Origin of the sequence: Janthinobacterium aestuarii (assembly GCF_051380835.1) — a bacterium.
In the GTDB taxonomy this organism is placed as follows: domain Bacteria; phylum Pseudomonadota; class Gammaproteobacteria; order Burkholderiales; family Burkholderiaceae_D; genus Janthinobacterium; species Janthinobacterium aestuarii.
The window spans coordinates 97499-114564 of the sequence record NZ_JBNYXU010000013.1; the positions used below are offsets into that span (position 1 = coordinate 97499).

Annotated in this window: 11 protein-coding genes and 1 other RNA gene; 7 read left to right on the forward strand and 5 right to left on the reverse strand. The window is 63.0% G+C overall.

Annotation, left to right across the window (positions count from 1 at the left end; all coding sequences use genetic code 11):
* Positions 1-33: 33 nt before the first annotated feature.
* Positions 34-957 carry a lytic transglycosylase domain-containing protein gene (locus tag ACQ4WO_RS26535; RefSeq protein ID WP_051992030.1) on the reverse strand — a complete coding sequence of 308 codons (924 nt, stop codon included), beginning with the start codon at positions 955-957 and terminating at the stop codon, positions 34-36.
* 477 nt (positions 958-1434) lie between these two features.
* Here ACQ4WO_RS26535 and ubiD point away from each other — a divergent pair, with 477 nt between their 5' ends.
* The 7 genes from ubiD (at position 1435) to ACQ4WO_RS26570 (ending at position 9307) form a co-directional block, all read left to right on the forward strand.
* Positions 1435-2919, forward strand: coding sequence for a 4-hydroxy-3-polyprenylbenzoate decarboxylase (gene ubiD, locus ACQ4WO_RS26540; RefSeq protein ID WP_083292446.1), 1485 nt, complete (start codon positions 1435-1437; stop codon positions 2917-2919).
* A 222-nt stretch (positions 2920-3141) separates the two neighbouring features.
* Positions 3142-3240: signal recognition particle sRNA small type (ffs, locus tag ACQ4WO_RS26545), an RNA gene on the forward strand.
* A gap of 239 nt (positions 3241-3479) precedes the next feature.
* Positions 3480-5801 carry a DNA polymerase III subunit gamma/tau gene (gene dnaX, locus ACQ4WO_RS26550; RefSeq protein WP_436483911.1) on the forward strand — a complete coding sequence of 774 codons (2322 nt, stop codon included), beginning with the start codon at positions 3480-3482 and terminating at the stop codon, positions 5799-5801.
* Positions 5802-5834: 33 nt separating this feature from the next.
* The gene (locus ACQ4WO_RS26555) at positions 5835-6161 is read left to right on the forward strand and encodes a YbaB/EbfC family nucleoid-associated protein (protein ID WP_034759121.1); all 327 of its coding nucleotides are present in this window, start codon (positions 5835-5837) and stop codon (positions 6159-6161) included.
* 47 nt (positions 6162-6208) lie between these two features.
* Positions 6209-6799 (forward strand): recombination mediator RecR, encoded by a 591-nt coding sequence (recR, locus tag ACQ4WO_RS26560; protein WP_034786598.1) that lies wholly within the window; start codon positions 6209-6211, stop codon positions 6797-6799.
* A 7-nt stretch (positions 6800-6806) separates the two neighbouring features.
* On the forward strand, positions 6807-8027 hold the full coding sequence (locus ACQ4WO_RS26565) for a CaiB/BaiF CoA transferase family protein (RefSeq protein ID WP_139090874.1): 1221 nt from the start codon (positions 6807-6809) through the stop codon (positions 8025-8027).
* 146 nt (positions 8028-8173) lie between these two features.
* Complete coding sequence (locus ACQ4WO_RS26570; RefSeq protein WP_436483912.1) at positions 8174-9307, forward strand: esterase-like activity of phytase family protein; 1134 nt, start codon at positions 8174-8176, stop codon at positions 9305-9307.
* On the opposite strand, the gene ACQ4WO_RS26575 is transcribed toward ACQ4WO_RS26570, so the two are convergent.
* From ACQ4WO_RS26575 to ACQ4WO_RS26590, 4 genes are all read right to left on the reverse strand, one after another.
* Positions 9276-11435, reverse strand: a complete 2160-nt coding sequence (locus tag ACQ4WO_RS26575; RefSeq protein ID WP_436483913.1) for a putative bifunctional diguanylate cyclase/phosphodiesterase — start codon at positions 11433-11435, stop codon at positions 9276-9278. The two genes, ACQ4WO_RS26570 and ACQ4WO_RS26575, sit on opposite strands and share 32 nt — an antisense overlap.
* 1 nt (position 11436) lies before the next feature.
* On the reverse strand, positions 11437-14292 hold the full coding sequence (locus ACQ4WO_RS26580) for a hybrid sensor histidine kinase/response regulator (protein ID WP_436483914.1): 2856 nt from the start codon (positions 14290-14292) through the stop codon (positions 11437-11439).
* Between the two features lie 300 nt (positions 14293-14592).
* Entirely contained in the window at positions 14593-14793 is a 201-nt protein-coding gene (locus tag ACQ4WO_RS26585) for a YbdD/YjiX family protein (RefSeq protein WP_436483989.1), read from the reverse strand.
* Positions 14793-16853 carry a carbon starvation CstA family protein gene (locus ACQ4WO_RS26590; protein ID WP_436483915.1) on the reverse strand — a complete coding sequence of 687 codons (2061 nt, stop codon included), beginning with the start codon at positions 16851-16853 and terminating at the stop codon, positions 14793-14795. The genes ACQ4WO_RS26585 and ACQ4WO_RS26590 overlap by 1 nt, the downstream gene beginning before the upstream one ends.
* Positions 16854-17066: the final 213 nt, after the last annotated feature.

The window sequence follows — 17066 nt, forward strand, 5'->3', positions numbered from 1 at the left end:
TTTTTGGATGCCCCTGTGAGGGCTTTTAAAGGGTCACAGGCCGGCGATCTCGTTGTGGGGCAATACTTTGATGGTGATGCCGCTTTCCGCTACCGCTGCCGGTGCCTTGGCTGGCGCTGGCGTGTTCGATGCCATCACCGGTGTCGTGGTCGGCACGCGCTGGCCAGCCGACACTTGTTTCAGGCGGCGGTATTCGGCCAGCACGCGCGAGCCGTAGCCCGAATCGGTGGCGAAGTTGGCGGCGCCGACATAGGTTTTCAAGCCCGCTTCGACGGAACCGCCACGCGTGACGTAGTCTTTCAGGATCAGGGAGCCGACGCGGATGTTGGCGACGGGATTCAGGGCTGCTTGCACGCCGCCCATTTCCTGGAAGCGCTCATGGTGCACTTTCGACATGACTTGCATCAAGCCTTGCGCGCCGACGGGGCTTTCCGCGAACGGGTTCAAGCCCGATTCGATGGCCATCACGGCCAGGATCAGCAGCGGGTCCAGTTTGATTTCGCGGGCCGTCAGGTACGCCGTCGACACAAGCATATTGGTCGCGTCGTTGGCCACGCGGTAACGCTTGGAGAGCCAGTTGGTGACCCATTGCTGCTGCTTTTGCGTACCCAGCAAGGCTTTTTCTTCCTTGCTCAGCGGTGCGTCGCTGGCGGCGGCCGTTTGCACGGAAGCGGGCGCTTCCATCAGTGCAGACAGGGCCGGCGCTTCAACGGCTTGCGCTTCTGCCATCGGCAGCGGGAACAGGCTGTGCGTCAGTTGCTTGCCCAGATCAGGGCGGAACATCAGCAGTGCGATCAGTGCCAGGGCGGAAATGCCGAAGACTGTCAGTGTGTGTTGCGCAGTGGTTAAAACGCCACGTGCCGAAATGGCTTGTGCGCGGGCGCGCAAACGCGCCAACGCTGGCTGACCAGCCACGGTTGAAGCAGGTAATGCTGCTTCAGTGCTACGATGAGTCATAGAGTTCCCCGAAATGTCGCGTCAACAGGCAGTCCCTCCGCGGTGTCGCGGTGTTGTGGGTACTGCCAATGCCGTGCATCAGAAATATCATCGTTTCCGCCGCGTATGGATGCGTACGAGAAACGCCGTCATTGCTTGCTTGAGCTGATCGGTCCCATTCTGGTATTGGATCAGTCGCAATACAACTTTTACCGGGGGTAAGGCAGACGCCTTTTGAAAACACTCCTTAAAATGTCATGTGGAGCCCCGACTCCGTGAATGAAAGAGAAACGCTAAAATCAAGCTCTGGGCCGGCGTGCTCTTTCAAGTTGGGCGAATTGTAGAAGCCGTTTTATATCAAGTCAATACTAACGAATCGTTTCTTTATTACTTTTATGTCTTACTTTTTGACTTGCATTGTGCCAAAAGCCAATAAAATCAATTACTTGGCATAGATCCTTCAGCAACGGCGTCCGACGTCAAAAAAATTAAAAACACATGAAATATTCAGATTTACGAGATTTTATTTCTCAACTGCAACAAATGGGTGAACTTAAGCCCATTTCGACCCCCATTTCACCGATTTTGGAGATGACGGAAGTGTGCGACCGCACCTTGCGCGCGGGCGGACCGGCCTTGCTGTTCAATAATCCGACGGGACACACCATGCCGGTGCTGGGCAACCTGTTCGGCACCACGCGCCGCGTGGCCTTGGGCATGGGCGCGGAAGACGTCAGCGAATTACGCAAGATCGGCCATGTGCTGGCCCGGCTGAAGGAGCCGGAGCCGCCGAAGGATTTCAAAGATCTGCTGGGCCTGGGCTCGCTGGTGAAATCCGTGTGGGACATGTCGCCGAAAGAATTGCGCGGCGCGAAGTGCCAGGAAATCGTCTGGGAAGGCAACGACGTCGACCTGGCGCGCCTGCCGATCCAGCATTGCTGGCCTGGCGACGTCGCACCGCTGATCACCTGGGGCCTGGTGATTACCAAGGGGCCGAACAAGAAGCGGCAAAACCTCGGCATCTACCGCCAGCAGGTATTGGGACGCAACAAGGTCATCATGCGCTGGCTGGCGCACCGGGGCGGGGCGCTGGACTTCCGCGAACACGCGATTCAGAGCAAGGGCAAGCCGTATCCGATCGCCGTCGCGCTCGGTGCCGATCCCGCTACTATATTAGGGGCCGTCACGCCGGTGCCGGACAGCCTGTCCGAATACCAGTTCGCCGGCTTGCTGCGCGGCAGCCGCACGGAGCTTGTGAAAGCCATCGGCAGCGAGCTGCGCGTGCCGGCGTCTGCCGAAATCGTGCTCGAAGGCCATATCTATCCGGATGAAAACCATCCGAGCGGCTACGAGCATGCGCTGGAAGGGCCGTATGGCGACCACACGGGCTACTATAATGAGCAGGACAGTTTCCCTGTGTTTACCATCGACCGCATCACCATGCGCCGCGATCCGATCTACCACTCCACCTATACAGGCAAACCGCCGGACGAGCCGGCCGTGCTGGGCCTGGCGCTGAACGAAGTGTTCGTGCCGCTGCTGCAAAAGCAGTTCAGCGAAATTACCGACTTCTATCTGCCGCCCGAAGGTTGCAGCTACCGCATGGCCGTGGTGCAGATCAAGAAACAGTACGCGGGCCACGCCAAGCGCGTGATGTTCGGCGTGTGGAGTTTCCTGCGCCAGTTCATGTATACCAAGTTCATCGTCGTCGTCGACGAAGACGTGAATATCCGCGACTGGAAAGAAGTCATCTGGGCCATCACGACGCGTGTCGACCCCATCCGCGACACGACCCTGGTCGACAATACGCCGATCGACTACCTGGACTTCGCCTCGCCGGTCAGCGGCCTGGGCAGCAAGATGGGTATCGACGCGACGAATAAATGGCCGGGCGAAACGACGCGCGAGTGGGGCACGACGATTGCCATGACGCCGGAAGTGAAGGCCAAGGTGGATGGGATTTGGCAGGAGCTGGGGTTGTAACAGGACAGGACAGTAGGTCGGGTTGGCGCTTGCGCGTAACCCGACGTTGCGGTGCTTGCATGTTTGGCAGCGCTTGGATACCCAAGGCCTGCATACTCAGCAGTGTCGGCTTACGGCCTGAGGCCTACGCCGACCTGCGCCGGCCTGCGCCGGCCCGGCTCAAGTCAACGGCGGTTTGCACCAACTTCCCCAATCTTGCGCAGGTCGGTTATAATTGTCCCCGGCGGGCCCCTGCGCATCGTGGCATGGCTAACCTGGTCAGGTCGGGAACGAAGCAGCCACGGCTATTAACCATGAGTGCCGCAGATCAGGCTCGCCTCCTTCGGGAATGTTTTATCAGGATTAACAATCAAGCTGCCATGGGCAGCTTTTTTGCTTTTACGGCCCCGTTTTCTTGCCGATCCGCAGCATTGCCGGGCTTGCCGTGTTTTCACTGTTTCTAGCTGGCCATGTTATACAATTGCTGCTTTGCCGCGTTTGCCAGATTTGTCCTGGCCCGGCCATGAGGCTTGCGCCCGCCGCGCAGGATCACCCGCAAAATCGCATGGTAAAATCTCAGCATGTCCTATCAAGTCCTCGCCCGTAAATACCGCCCCAAGAATTTCGAGACGCTCGTCGGCCAGGAGCACGTCGTGCGCGCGCTCACGCATGCCTTGCACAGCGGCCGATTGCATCACGCCTACCTGTTCACGGGCACGCGCGGCGTCGGCAAGACGACCCTGTCGCGCATCCTGGCCAAGTCGCTCAATTGCATCGGCCCCGATGGCACGGGCGGCATCACGGCCCAGCCTTGCGGCCAGTGCGAAGCGTGCACGGCGATCGACGCGGGACGCTTTGTCGACTATATAGAGATGGATGCGGCGTCGAACCGCGGCGTCGATGAAATGGCGCAGCTGCTCGAGCAAGCCGTGTATGCGCCAAGCAATGCGCGCTTCAAGGTCTATATGATCGATGAGGTGCACATGCTGACGAACCACGCGTTCAATTCCATGCTGAAGACCCTGGAAGAACCGCCCGAGCACGTCAAGTTCATTCTGGCCACGACGGACCCGCAAAAGATTCCCGTGACCGTGCTGTCGCGCTGCCTGCAGTTCAATCTCAAGCAGATGCCGCCCGGCCATATCATCAGCCACCTGGACAATATCCTGGGGCAAGAGGGCATCACCTTCGAACAGCCGGCTTTGCGCCTGCTGGCCCAGGGCGCCCACGGTTCCATGCGCGATGCGCTGTCCTTGACGGACCAGGCCATCGCCTACGCGGCCGGCGCCGTCACCCTGGACGCCGTGCAAGGCATGCTGGGTGCGCTCGACCAATCGTACCTGGTGCGCCTGCTCGACGCGCTGGCGCAGCAAGATGGCGCCGACCTGCTGGCCGTGGCCGACGAGATGGCTTCGCGTAGCCTGTCCTACAACGGCGCCCTGCAAGACCTGGGCACCTTGCTGCACCGCATTGCGCTTGCGCAAACCGTACCCGCCGCCTTGCCGCAGGATCTGCCTGAGTACGCGGACATTGTCCGCCTCGCTGCCGCGTTTGACGCGGAAGAAGTCCAGCTGTTTTACCAGATTGCCGTGCATGGCCGCAATGAACTGGGCCTGGCGCCCGACGAATATGCGGGCTTTACCATGACCTTGCTGCGCATGCTGGCCTTTCGGCCCGGCATAGGCGGTGCCGAAGGTGTGCCTGCTGCCGCGCCAGCTTCTGTATCGGGCAACCGTCCCGCTGCCGTGGCCGCCGCGCGCGCCGCAGCTGGCGCATCCGCACCGGTCGCCCGCGCCGCGACGAACAGCGTGGCCAGCCATGCAGCCGTGACCCCGCCCGCCGTGGTCGCAGCCGCTGCCGCCAGCATGGCGCGCAGCGAAGCGCCGCCGCCACGCGCGGCTGCTCCGGCACCAGCACCAGCAGCTGTAGCAGCGCCAGCGCCAGCGGCGCCGCCTGCCGCTCCTGTTCCTGCGGCTGCCCCGGCAGCCTCGGGCGCACCGATCAGTTCCGCCCGCGCCGCCATCAATGCGGCGCTGGAAGCGGCCCGTGCCGCCTCGAAAGGCCGTCCGGGCAGCGCGCCATCGGCGCCATCGTCGGCGCCCAAGCCGGCTGCCCCCGCACCGGCAGCGGAAGCTGTCGCCGCGGCGCCAGCCCCGGCCGCACCGGTCCAGGCCGCACCGCCAGCGCCCGCCGCCGCGAAAGCGCCTGCGCCGTGGGAGGATGCGCCACCGGTCGCCGTGATGGAAGCGCCAGTGGCCGCTACGGCGCCCGTGCAGCAGGCGCGTCCTGCCGCGCCGCCGCCACAGCAGGCACCCGCCGACGACGACTTGCCGCCGTGGGTCACCGAATTTTCCGACGACAGCGCTTCGGCTGCCGTGTCGGCACCGGCCGCGCAAAGCAGCGAGCAGCCGGCCGTCATCATGCCGCAGCGCGCCGCCAAGCAAGCTGCACCGAGCGGGCCGTATGTGATCACGCCCGTGCCGGGCCTGGACTGGGACGGCAACTGGCCAGCCGTCGCCGCCGTGCTGCCCCTGCGCGGCATAGCCCAGCAGCTGGCCGTGCAGGCCGAGCTGATCGAATGCCTGCACGACGGCCACAGCACGACTTTCCGCCTGCGCGTGCCGATCGACACGTGGCGCAGTCCGGCCAACGTGGAAAAACTGGCGGCCGTACTCACCGAGCGTTTCGGCCGCAAGGTCAATGTCGACACGGAACTGGGCGCCGTCTGGTACACGGCCAGCGCGGAAGCGCAGGCCCACCGCGAGGCGTGCCAGCTGCAAGCGGAAGAAACCATTGCCAGCGATCCCTTCGTGCTCGACATGAAGCGTGCATTCGACGCTTTTGTTGTGCCGGGAACGATTACCCCTGCACCGGCCGGCTCCGCCGCGCCGACCCTGCATTAATTATTAATAAACTGAATTGAACGGAGCATTCTCATGATGAAAAATCAACTGGCTGGCCTGATGAAGCAGGCGCAAGCAATGCAAGACAACATGAAAAAAGCCCAGGAACAACTGGCGCTGGTGGAAGTGGAAGGCCAGTCAGGCGCCGGCCTCGTCAAGATCGTCATGACGTGCAAGAACGACGTCAAGCGCGTGTCCATCGACCCGTCGCTGCTGGCCGACGACAAGGACATGCTGGAAGACCTGGTGGCTGCCGCCTTCAACGATGCCGTGCGCAAGGCGGAAGCGACGTCGGCTGAAAAAATGGCAGGCTTGACTGGCGGCATGAACTTGCCAGCCGGCTTCAAAATGCCATTCTGATGCACTGCCGCATGCGCTCGATCTATGGCACGGGGCAAGGTTGATCCATGTCCAAGTCGCTTGAATTCTTGACCGAGGCGCTGCGGCGCCTGCCCGGCGTCGGCCCCAAGTCGGCGCAGCGGATGGCGTTTCATTTGTTGCAGCACGACAGGGAAGGCGCGGCCATGCTGTCGCGCGCCCTGTTCCAGGCCGTCGATGCCGTGCATCACTGCGGCCTGTGCAATACATTTACCGAACATGAAGTGTGCGAGACCTGTCTCGACGAAGAGCGCGACAAGCGCTTGCTGTGCGTGGTGGAAACGCCCGCCGACCAGCTGATGATCGAGCAGACGCTGACCTACAAGGGCCTGTATTTCGTCCTCATGGGTAGATTGTCTCCGCTGGACGGCATCGGCCCGAAAGATATCCACCTCGAAAAACTATTAAACCGCGCCAACGATGGCGTGGTCGGCGAAGTGGTGCTGGCCACCAACTTTACGAATGAAGGCGAAGCGACGGCCCATTACATCAGCGAAATGCTGAAGGCGCGGGGCTTGCGCGTGAGCCGCCTGGCCCGCGGCGTGCCCGTGGGCGGCGAACTGGAATACGTCGATGCGGGCACGATTGCCCGCGCGATGCTCGACCGCAGGGCAACCTGACCACAACATGACAGAATCCTCCGCGACCACTGGTCCATTGCAAGGCATTAAAGTGCTGGAACTGGGCACCCTGATCGCGGGGCCGTTCTGCGCCCGCATGCTGGCCGAATTCGGCGCCGACGTGATCAAGATCGAGTCGCCCGATGGAGGCGATCCCATCCGTACCTGGAGAGTGCTGAAGGATGGCACTTCCCTGTGGTGGTCGGTGCAGGCGCGCAACAAGAAAAGCGTCACCTTGAACTTGAAGTCGCCCGAAGGCCGCGCCATCGCGCGCCAGCTGGCCCTGGAAGCGGACATCATCATCGAGAACTACCGCCCCGGGGTGCTGGAAAAGTGGGATCTCGGCTACGAACAGCTCAAGCAGATCAAACCGTCCCTCATCATGGTGCGCCTGTCCGGCTTTGGCCAGACGGGGCCGATGAAGGATTTGCCCGGTTTCGGCGCCATCGGCGAATCGATGGGCGGCTTGCGCTATGTGTCCGGCTTTGCCGACCGTCCGCCCGTGCGCGTCGGCGTATCGATCGGCGACTCCGTGGCGGCCCTGCACGGCGTGATCGGCGCCATGATGGCCTTGCGCCACCGCGACGTGACCGGTGGTGCGGCTGCCGGCGAAGGGCAGATGGTCGATGTGGCCCTGTATGAATCCGTGTTCAACCTGATGGAATCCTTGGTACCCGAATACGACCAGGCGGGCGTGGTGCGCGAGCGCACGGGCGGCTCGCTGCCCGGCATCGTGCCCTCGAATACCTACACGACGGGCGATGGCGAAAACATCGTGATTGCCGGCAACGGCGACGCCATCTTCAAGCGTTTGATGCTGGCCATGGGCCGCATCGACATGGCGGGCGACCCGCAACTGGCGCGCAACGACGGGCGGGTCGCCCGCACGCAGGAAATCGACGACGCCATCGGCGCCTGGTGCGCCACGCATACGATAGACAGCGCGCTGGCCGTGCTCAAGGCGGCGGATGTGCCGGCCGGCAAAATCTACTCCGTGCGCGACATGATGAGCGATCCACAATTTCTTGCCCGCGACATGTTTGAACAGCACCAGTTCCCCGACGGCACGCCCGTCAAATTGCCCGCCATCAGCCCGAAATTGTCCGCCACGCCGGGCAAGACCCAGTGGCTGGGGCCAACTTTGGGCCAGCACAATGATGAGGTGCTGGCGTCGCTCGGCTACGATGCGGCCGCTATTGCGCGGCTCAAGGTCGATGGGGTGGTATAAGGGGACGGAGCCGGCAGACGTAGATCGGGTAGGTCGGATTAGCGGCGTAGCTGCGTAATCCGACGCCACCGCTGGCCAAGTTAACAATGTTGTCGGCTTACGCGCTTCGCGCTAAGCCGACCTACGCAACTCATCTGATATCTATCATGCATCGTTTTTTTCACCGTGCGCTTGTCCTGGCATCCAGCACTATCCTCCTCTCCGCCTGCGCCAGCTTCCCGCATGATGCACCGATTACGGGCCTGCGCCTGATCGGCGAACAGCGCATCGCCCTGAAACAGGCGTTCGAGGGCACCTCGGTGGGCGGCTTGTCCGGCATCGATTACGATGCGGCCAACAAGAGCTGGGTGATGGAAAGCGATGACCGCTCGGAAATCAATCCGGCCCGCTTCTACCGCGCTGCCTTGAATTACGACAGCAAGGCGTTTGCGGGCGTGACCTTGAACAGCGTGCACTTTTTCACGCAGCCCGATGGCAGCCGCTATCCGAATCTGGCGCATGCAAGGCTGGACCGGGGCGACCAGGTGGCCGACATCGAAACCATCCGCGTCGATCCGCAGGATGGCAGCCTGTGGTACGGCAGCGAAGGCAATCGCAAGGTGGGCCTGCACCCGTTCGTGCGCCACGCCGATAGCGGCGGCCGTTACCTGGCCACCTTGCCGACACCGGCCATGTTCAATGTCTCGAAGGAAGAGGTCGGCTCGCGCAACAACATGACGTTTGAAGCGCTGTCTTTCTCGTCGGATGGCAAGAGCCTGTGGCTGGGCATGGAAGCGGCCCTGTACCAGGATGGCCCGCTGGCGACGCCAGATAACGGCTCCGTCGTGCGCATCACGCGCCTGGACCGCGCGGGCAAGGTGCTGGGCCAGTATGCGTATCCGGTCGAGCCGGTGGCATCGCGGCCCGGGCCCGGACGCGAGGCGGACAATGGCGTGTCGGAAATCCTCGCCGTCAACGACCACCAGTTGCTGGTGGTGGAGCGGGCCGGCGTGGCCAACGCGGACGGCGTCTACACGAACCACGTGCGCATCTACGAAATGGAAACGGAGGGCGCCACCGATGTGCAGGCGCTGCCGGCCCTGGCGGGTGCGACCTATGTGCCGGCGCGCAAGCGTTTGCTGCTGGACCTGGAAAAGATCGGCCTGGCACGGGTCGACAATATCGAAGGCATCAGCTGGGGCCCGCGTCTGGAAAACGGCCGCCGCAGCCTGGTTTTGATTTCCGACGACAATTTTAATCCGCTGCAAGTCACGCAAATCCTTGCCTTCGAAGTGCTCTAGTTTCCAGGCTGGCCAGCTGGTTCGCCTGCCTGGCCAGCATGGCCGTGATCGTGTCGTGCGGCGACGGGTGGCCCAGGAAATAGCCTTGCACCATGTCGCAGCCGTATTCTTCCAGCATCACCAACTGCTCGTCCGTTTCCACGCCCTCGGCCACCACCACCATTTTCAAGCCATGCGCCATGGCGATGATGGCGCGCGTGATGGCCGCGTTTTCCGCATCCTGTGGTAAGCCGGCGATAAAACTCTTGTCGATCTTCAAGGCCCGCACGTCGAAGCGTTTCAGGTAATTCATTGAAGAATAGCCCGTGCCGAAGTCGTCGATGGACAGGTACACGCCGATGCCGCGCAATTGCTCCAGGGTCACCATGGTGGCGCGCGCATCGTCCATCAAGGTTCCTTCCGTCAATTCCAGTTCCAGCAGGCGCGCATCGAGGCCCGTGTCGGCCAGGGCCGAGAGCACGATCTGCATCAGGTTTTCATCCTTGAATTGCTTGGCCGACAGGTTCACGGCCATGCGGATGGCGCGCCCGCTACCGTTTTGCCACGCCTTGGCCTGGTTGCAGGCCGTGCGCAGCACCCATTCGCCGATGGGCACGATCAGCCCCGTCTCTTCGGCCAGCGGGATGAATTCCGTGGGCGAAATGATGCCCCGTTCCGGATGACGCCAGCGCACCAGCGCTTCCACGCCGACGATCTGCGTGCTGGGCACGTCGATCTGCGGCTGGTACAGCAAGTACAGCTCGTTGTTCTGCAAGGCTTTGCGCAGACCCACTTCCATCTTGACGTGGCTCATGATTTCCATCGTCAGCGAAGAGCTGTACAGCTTGGCGTTGTTCTTGCCGCAGTTCTTCGCGTGGTACATGGCCGTGTCCGCATATTTGAGCAGCGAATTGCAATCCTCGCCATCTTCCGGATACAGCGAGATGCCGATGCTGGCCGTGACGAAAATTTCGTGCGCCTCGATCATGAACGGCCGGCGCATGGCTTCCTTGACCCGGTGCGCCACGTTCAGCGCATCTTCCACGCGCTCCAGGTCGGGTATCAATATCGTGAATTCATCGCCGCCCAGGCGCGCCAGGTTGCTGCCGCCGAAGGTGGCTTCAAACTCGTGTTCGGCGCGCAGCACCAGGTCGCTGGGGCGGATGGTTTCGCGCAGGCGCTCGGACACCACCTTGAGTAAATGGTCGCCCACGTCGTGGCCCAGGGTGTCGTTGATGCGCTTGAAGGCGTCGAGGTCCATGAACAGCACGGCGAATTTCTTGTCGTGCTCTTTCGAACGCACCAGTTCGCGTTCCAGGGTCTCCAGGAACGCTTGCCGGTTAGGGATGCCCGTCAGGCTGTCGCAATAGGCGAGGCGGCGGATCTGCTCTTCCGTACGCTTGCGTTCGCTGATGTCGCGCACCAGGCCCAGCACTTCATCGGCCCCCGTCGCCACCAGGCGCGCTTCGAAATGGCGCGTGCTGTCTTCGTGCGTCAGCGTGTAGTCGACCGAGCCGATGTGCTGCGCGGCCATCACGGCGTGCGCCTGGTCGAGCAGGCGCGAGGCGATTTCGGGCGGCAACACGTCGCGGATATGGCTGCCCACGCAGTCGGTGATGGAAAAGCCGGCGCTGGCGTCGTGGCCCTGTTCGTAGTCGAGATAAAAACCTTCGCTGTTGAGGCGAAAGAAGGTGTCCGGGATGGCGGCCAGCACGGCGCGGTTGTGCGCGTCGGCGATGCGCAGGCGGGCGATGGCGTCGCTGGCGCGCAGCACGTACAGCACGCGGTGCCCGAGGATGGGCCAATTGATGGGCTTGGAAATGAAGTCGGTGGCGCCCACCTCGTAGGCGCGCGTGACGGCTTCCAGCTCGTCGCCGCCCGTGACCATGATGATGGGCACCGTGCCACCCACTTCCTGATGGCGGATTTCGCGGCACACGGCAAAGCCGTCCATGGCCGGCATGTCGACGTCGAGCATGACGAGGTCCGGGCCGCTGTGCTTGTAGCTGGCCAGCGCCTGCACGCCGTCTTCGGCCTCGATCACGTCCAGGCCCACCTGCGTGAGCATCTGCCGCATCAGCAAGCGCATCACGGGATCGTCGTCGGCCACCAGCACCAGGCCGCGGGGAGGGGAGAGGGGCGCTGTCATGTCAGTGTTCCTTCACGAGGATGGCGTTCAGCGATTCGCGTACGGTCAGGAAGGTTTGCTGCATCTGCTGCAGCAGGGCAGCCGCGCCCTCGGTGCTGCCGGCGCGGCCCAGTTTTTCCATCTCCTTGCACAGCTGCGCCAGGCCGTCGGCGCCCACGTTGGCGCTGCCCGACTTGAGGCTGTGCGCCACCTTGCGCAGCGCTTCCGCATCGGCGCCGGCAATCGCTGCGCGCATGGCGCTCAACTGGCGCGGCGTCTCGCTGGTAAAGGCGAGGATGACCCGCTCGAGCAGCGCATCGCCATCCGTGCCGGACAGGGCGCGGATGTTTTCCAGCGCCTGCCGGTTCAGCGGCTGGGACGATGTCGGCGTTTGCTCGGGCGGCGGCGCGGGCGGCACCTCCACAGGCGCTTGCGGCTCCGGCGCTTCGCTGTGGTGCACGGTGGCCGCGCGCGGCAGGGAGATCCAGCGGGCGATCGTGTGGCCCAGGTCCTGCTGCGTGAACGGTTTGCTCAGGTAATCGTCCATGCCGGCCGCCAGGCACGCTTCGCGGTCGCCCTGCAGCGCATTGGCCGTGATGGCGACGATGGGCAGCACGCGCGCGTGGCCGCACTGCTGTTCGTGGCGGCGGATTTCCGCCGTGGCGGCAAAGCCATCCATCACGGGCATCTGGCAATCCATCAGGATCAAATCGAAATCCTCGGCCTGCGCCGCCTGCATGGCTTGTTCGCCGTTGCGCGCGCAGACCACGTCCAGGCCCAGGCTGTCGAGCATGGCCAGCGCCACTTCCACGTTGACGGGATTGTCCTCGGCCAGCAGCACGCGGCGGCGCTGGCGCCGGCCCACTTGCCTCGCCGCATGCGGCGGGTGGATGCGCATGCCCTCGCTGGCGCGCGGCGGCGTGACGATGCAGTCGAACAGGTCGCATTCGCGGGCCGGCTTGATCAGCTGGAAGGCCACGCCCGCCTCGCGCCGCTGCACCGGGTCGGCCGCCGCCTGTTCGGTACTCAGCAGCAGCAGTTTGAGGTCGGCCAGCAGCGGGTCGCTCTTGATGGTGGCGGCCAGGGCCAGGCCGCTGGTGCGCGGCAATTCCATGTCGAGCAGCGCCACGCCATACGGCGTGCCCGCCTGCGCGGCCGCGTGCAGCTTGGCCAGGCAGTCGCTGGCCGTGCCGGCGCTGTCGCTGACGATGTGCCAGCTGGCCAGTTGCCGCTCCAGCACGGCGCGCGTGGCCGGTGTGTGGTCGACGATCAAGGCGCGTAATCCTCGCGTGGTTTTCAGGTTGAAGGACGGGTCGTCGCTGTCGACTCGCCGCTTATCGAAATTTACTTCGAACCAGAAGATCGATCCTTGCGTTAAAGCATTATCAACGCCGATAGTGCCGCCCATCAGCTCGACCAGCTGTTTCGAAATCGTCAATCCCAGGCCCGTGCCGCCGTGCTTGCGCGTGGTCGAGCCGTCCGCCTGCGAGAACGATTCGAAAATGCGCGTCTGCGCTTCGCTCGATACGCCGATGCCCGTGTCGTGCACTTCGAAACGCAAGCCCACGCTGGGCGCGTCTTCGCTGCAGACGGTCACTTTGACGGTGACCTTGCCCGTTTCCGTGAACTTGATGGCGTTGCCCAGCAGATTGACGATAATCTGGCGCAAACGGTTCGGGTCGCCGCAGATGGCGATGGGAATGTCGTAGGCGATGTCGAATTCCAGGCTGATGTTTTTCGCTTGCGCCTGCGGCGCGAACACGTGTTCTATGTCGTCGAGCAATTCGCGGAAATTGAAGCGGATGTATTCCACGCTCAGCTTGCCTGCCTCGATCTTGGAAAAGTCGAGGATGTCGTTGATGATCACCAGCAAATTCTGCCCCGAGCGCTGCACCATGCTCGTGTAGTGGCGCTGCTGCGGGCTCAAAGGGCTGGCCAGCAGCAGCTCCGTCATGCCCAGCACGCCATTCATCGGCGTGCGGATTTCATGGCTCATGGTGGCAAGAAACGCGCTCTTTGCCTGGCTGGCCGCCTCGGCCGCGTCCTTGGCCTTTTCCAGCTGCGCCGTGCGCACGCCCACCTGGCGCTCGAGCTGGTCGCGGTAATTGGCCAGGGTGCTGTCGCGGCTGTCGATCTGCGCCAGCATGTCGTTGAAACTGTCGATCAGCACGCCCAGCTCGTCGCTGCGCTGGTGCGCGATGCGGTGGCTGTAGGTCTGGCTGCTCGACACCTTCTGTGCCGTATCGATCAGCTTGGTGATCGGTTCGGCGATCACACTTTTGAAACGCCGCGCGAGGAACACGGCGATCAGGAAGGACAGCACGGTGGCGCCGCCGATGGCGCCCACGTGGCGGCCGATGTCGCGCCACATGTGGTTCAGGTCGGCCTCGATCAGCACGGCGCCGATCAGCTGTTGCGGCTCGCCTGGCCGGTAGATGGGGCGGTACAGGCGCATGGCGGGCGCCAGGGCCGTGCCCGTGCCTTGCGTGACGGGCTGCATGGCCATGTCGGCCAGCAGGGCAGGGTCCAGCTCTTCCGGCGCCGCCAGGCCATCGGCATGCTGCGGCGCGCGGTACAGGGCGAACAGGCGCCCGCCCCGGTCGAACAGCGCCGCCTGGGCGATCTCGTCGCGCGCGGCCAGCGCGGCCAGCATCTGTTCCGCCTGCGGCTGTGCCGATTTGCCCACCAGCAAGGGCGCCGCACCGGCCGCGCCGATCACGCCCGCCAGGGACAGCAGCTGCTTGCCTTCATCGTCCTTGTGGCTGAGCACGGACGTCAGCGCAAACGCCACGAACACCAGCAGCAGCGCGCAGCCCGACGACAGTACCGAAATCATGGTCAGCTTCTGGCTGATGCTGGAGCGTTGGAAATTGAACATGGTTGCGGCGCTTCTCCGGTCGGCCTGTTGACTGTTTTTTAATTTCCCATTGGAAAAATATAGACGCGAAGACACACCACGATATTGATGTGGGTCTAAGGAAGGAGAGGGGAGGGAAACTTATACGAGATGAAACAAATAGGGCGGTCCCGCAAGACCGCCCTCCATACTGAGTCACAACACCGGACAAAACCGTCGCGAGCGGAAGGCAGAGGTGGCTAAGAAGCGCAACCGTACTTTAGTACGGTGAGTATCCCAGGTCGCCTATACCGACGCGCAGCAGGTTTGGTCCGGTGTCCGCTAACAGCAGCCGCCGCGCTTGCCGGCGCCGCCGTAGCGGGCTTCCTGCCGTTCGCGGAAGAACTCTTCATACGTCATCATCGGCTCGCCGGGATGGGTGACTTCCCGGTGGGCCAGATAGGTGTCGTACTCGGGCAAGCCGCACATGAGCCGCATGCTTTGCCCCAGATACCGTCCAGCCTTGATGATTTCGTCGATCATCATTGCACCGTGGGCAAGGCCTGGAACGGCGTTTCCTTGGTGCTCGGCTTGCTGTCGGCGCGCGCCTTCATGATGGTGCGGATGCCGAAGAACAGCACGCTGACGACGACCACCACGAAGAAGGCGGCCAGGCCCGCGTCCAGGTAATCGTTGAAGATGATCTGCTGCATCTGCGCCACGGACTTGGCCGGTGCCAGCAGGGTGCCTTCATCGAGTGCCGCCGAGTATTTCTTGGCATGCGCCAGGAAGCCGACGCGCGGGTTGGCGTCGAAAATCTTTTGCCAGCCCGCCGTCAAGGTGCACAGCAGCAGCCAGATGGTCGGCGTGATGGTGACCCACGCATATTGGCCACGCTTCATCTTGAACAGCACGCAGGTGCCGAGGATCAGCGCGATGGCCGCCAGCATCTGGTTGGCGATGCCGAACAGCGGCCACAGGGTGTTGATGCCGCCCAATGGATCGACGACGCCCTGGTACAGGAAGTAGCCCCAGGCCGCCACGCACAGGCCCGTGGCCAGCAGGTTGGCGATGACGTTTTCCGTCTGTTTCAGCGCTGGCACGAAGCTGCCCAGCAAGTCTTGCAGCATGAAGCGGCCGGCACGCGTGCCCGCATCGACGGCCGTCAGGATGAACAGCGCTTCGAACAGGATGGCGAAGTGGTACCAGAAGGCCATCATGGCCTTGCCGCCGATGGCGCCCGAGAGAATCTGCGCCATGCCGACGGCCAGGGTCGGTGCGCCGCCGGCGCGCGAGATGATGCTGTGCTCGCCAACGTCCTTGGCCGTTTGCGTCAGCATTTCCGGCGTCACATAGAAGCCCCACTGCGAGATCGCCTGTGCGGCGGACTCGGCCGTGGTGCCGATCAGGGCGGCCGGGCTGTTCATGGCGAAATAGATGCCCGGTTCGATGGTCGAGGCGGCCACCAGGGCCATGATGGCGACGAACGATTCCATCAGCATGGCGCCATAGCCGATGAAGCGGGCATGGCTTTCGTTTTCAATCATCTTCGGCGTGGTGCCCGAGGAAATCAGGGCGTGGAAGCCGGAGACGGCGCCGCAGGCAATCGTGATGAACAGGAAGGGGAACAGATTGCCCGACCAGACAGGGCCGGAGCCGTCGATGAACTTGGTCATGGCCGGCATTTTCAGGTAAGGCGCGACGACGATGATGCCGATGGCCAGGCCCAGGATGGTGCCGATTTTGAGGAAGGTCGACAGGTAGTCGCGCGGCGCCAGCAGCAGCCACACGGGCAGGACCGAGGCGATGAAGCCATAGCCGATCAGCATCCACGTCAGTTCCGTGCCGGTAAACGTGAACATCGGGCCCAATACCGCGTGTTCCTGCACGTGCTGGCCGCCGATGATGGCCAGCATCAGCAAGACGAAGCCGATGATGGAAATTTCGCCGATGCGGCCGACGCGGATGAAGCGCGAGTACACGCCCATGAACAGGGCGATGGGGATCGTCGCCATCACGGTGAAGCTGCCCCATGGGGAGCCAGTCAGCGCCTTGACGACGATCAATGCCAGCACGGCCAGGATGATGACCATGATCATGAAGCAGCCCAAGAGCGCGATCATGCCGGGAATTTCGCCCAGTTCAGCCTTGATCAGGTCGCCCAGCGAGCGGCCGTCGCGGCGCATGGAAATGAACAGCACGATGAAATCCTGCACGGCGCCGGCAAACACGACGCCAGCAAGAATCCACAGCATGCCGGGCAGATAGCCCATCTGCGCGGCCAGCACAGGGCCGACGAGGGGACCGGCGCCGGCAATCGCCGCGAAATGGTGGCCGAACAGCACATATTTGTTGGTTGGCACGTGGTCGAGGCCATCGTTGTGTTTGAAGGCCGGCGTCATGCGACGCGAGTCCAGGCCCAGCACCTTGTCGGCGATGAACAGGCTGTAGAAACGGTAGGCGATCAGATAGACGCAGACGGCGGCGATGACGATCCAGATCGCGCTGATCGATTCGCCGCGTTGCAGGGCGACGACGCCCAAGGATCCGGCGCCTGCCAGCGCAAGCGCTGCCCAGCCGAGCTGTTTGAAAATGCGGTTCATGCTTCCTCCAGAGATGTGACGGGCGCTGTGCCGTGCGATGATGTGTGCTGCCGAGCCTGGTCGTCGCCAGTTTGGGTGTGAATTGGTGGTATCTGCAGCTTATGGCGAGTATTCAGGAATCGTATAATTGCCGCAAGCGCAGCACTACGCAGTAACGCTCAGTATTACTACGCAGACCGATCGCCGCGCCGCGACGTAAAATCACGCATTCCC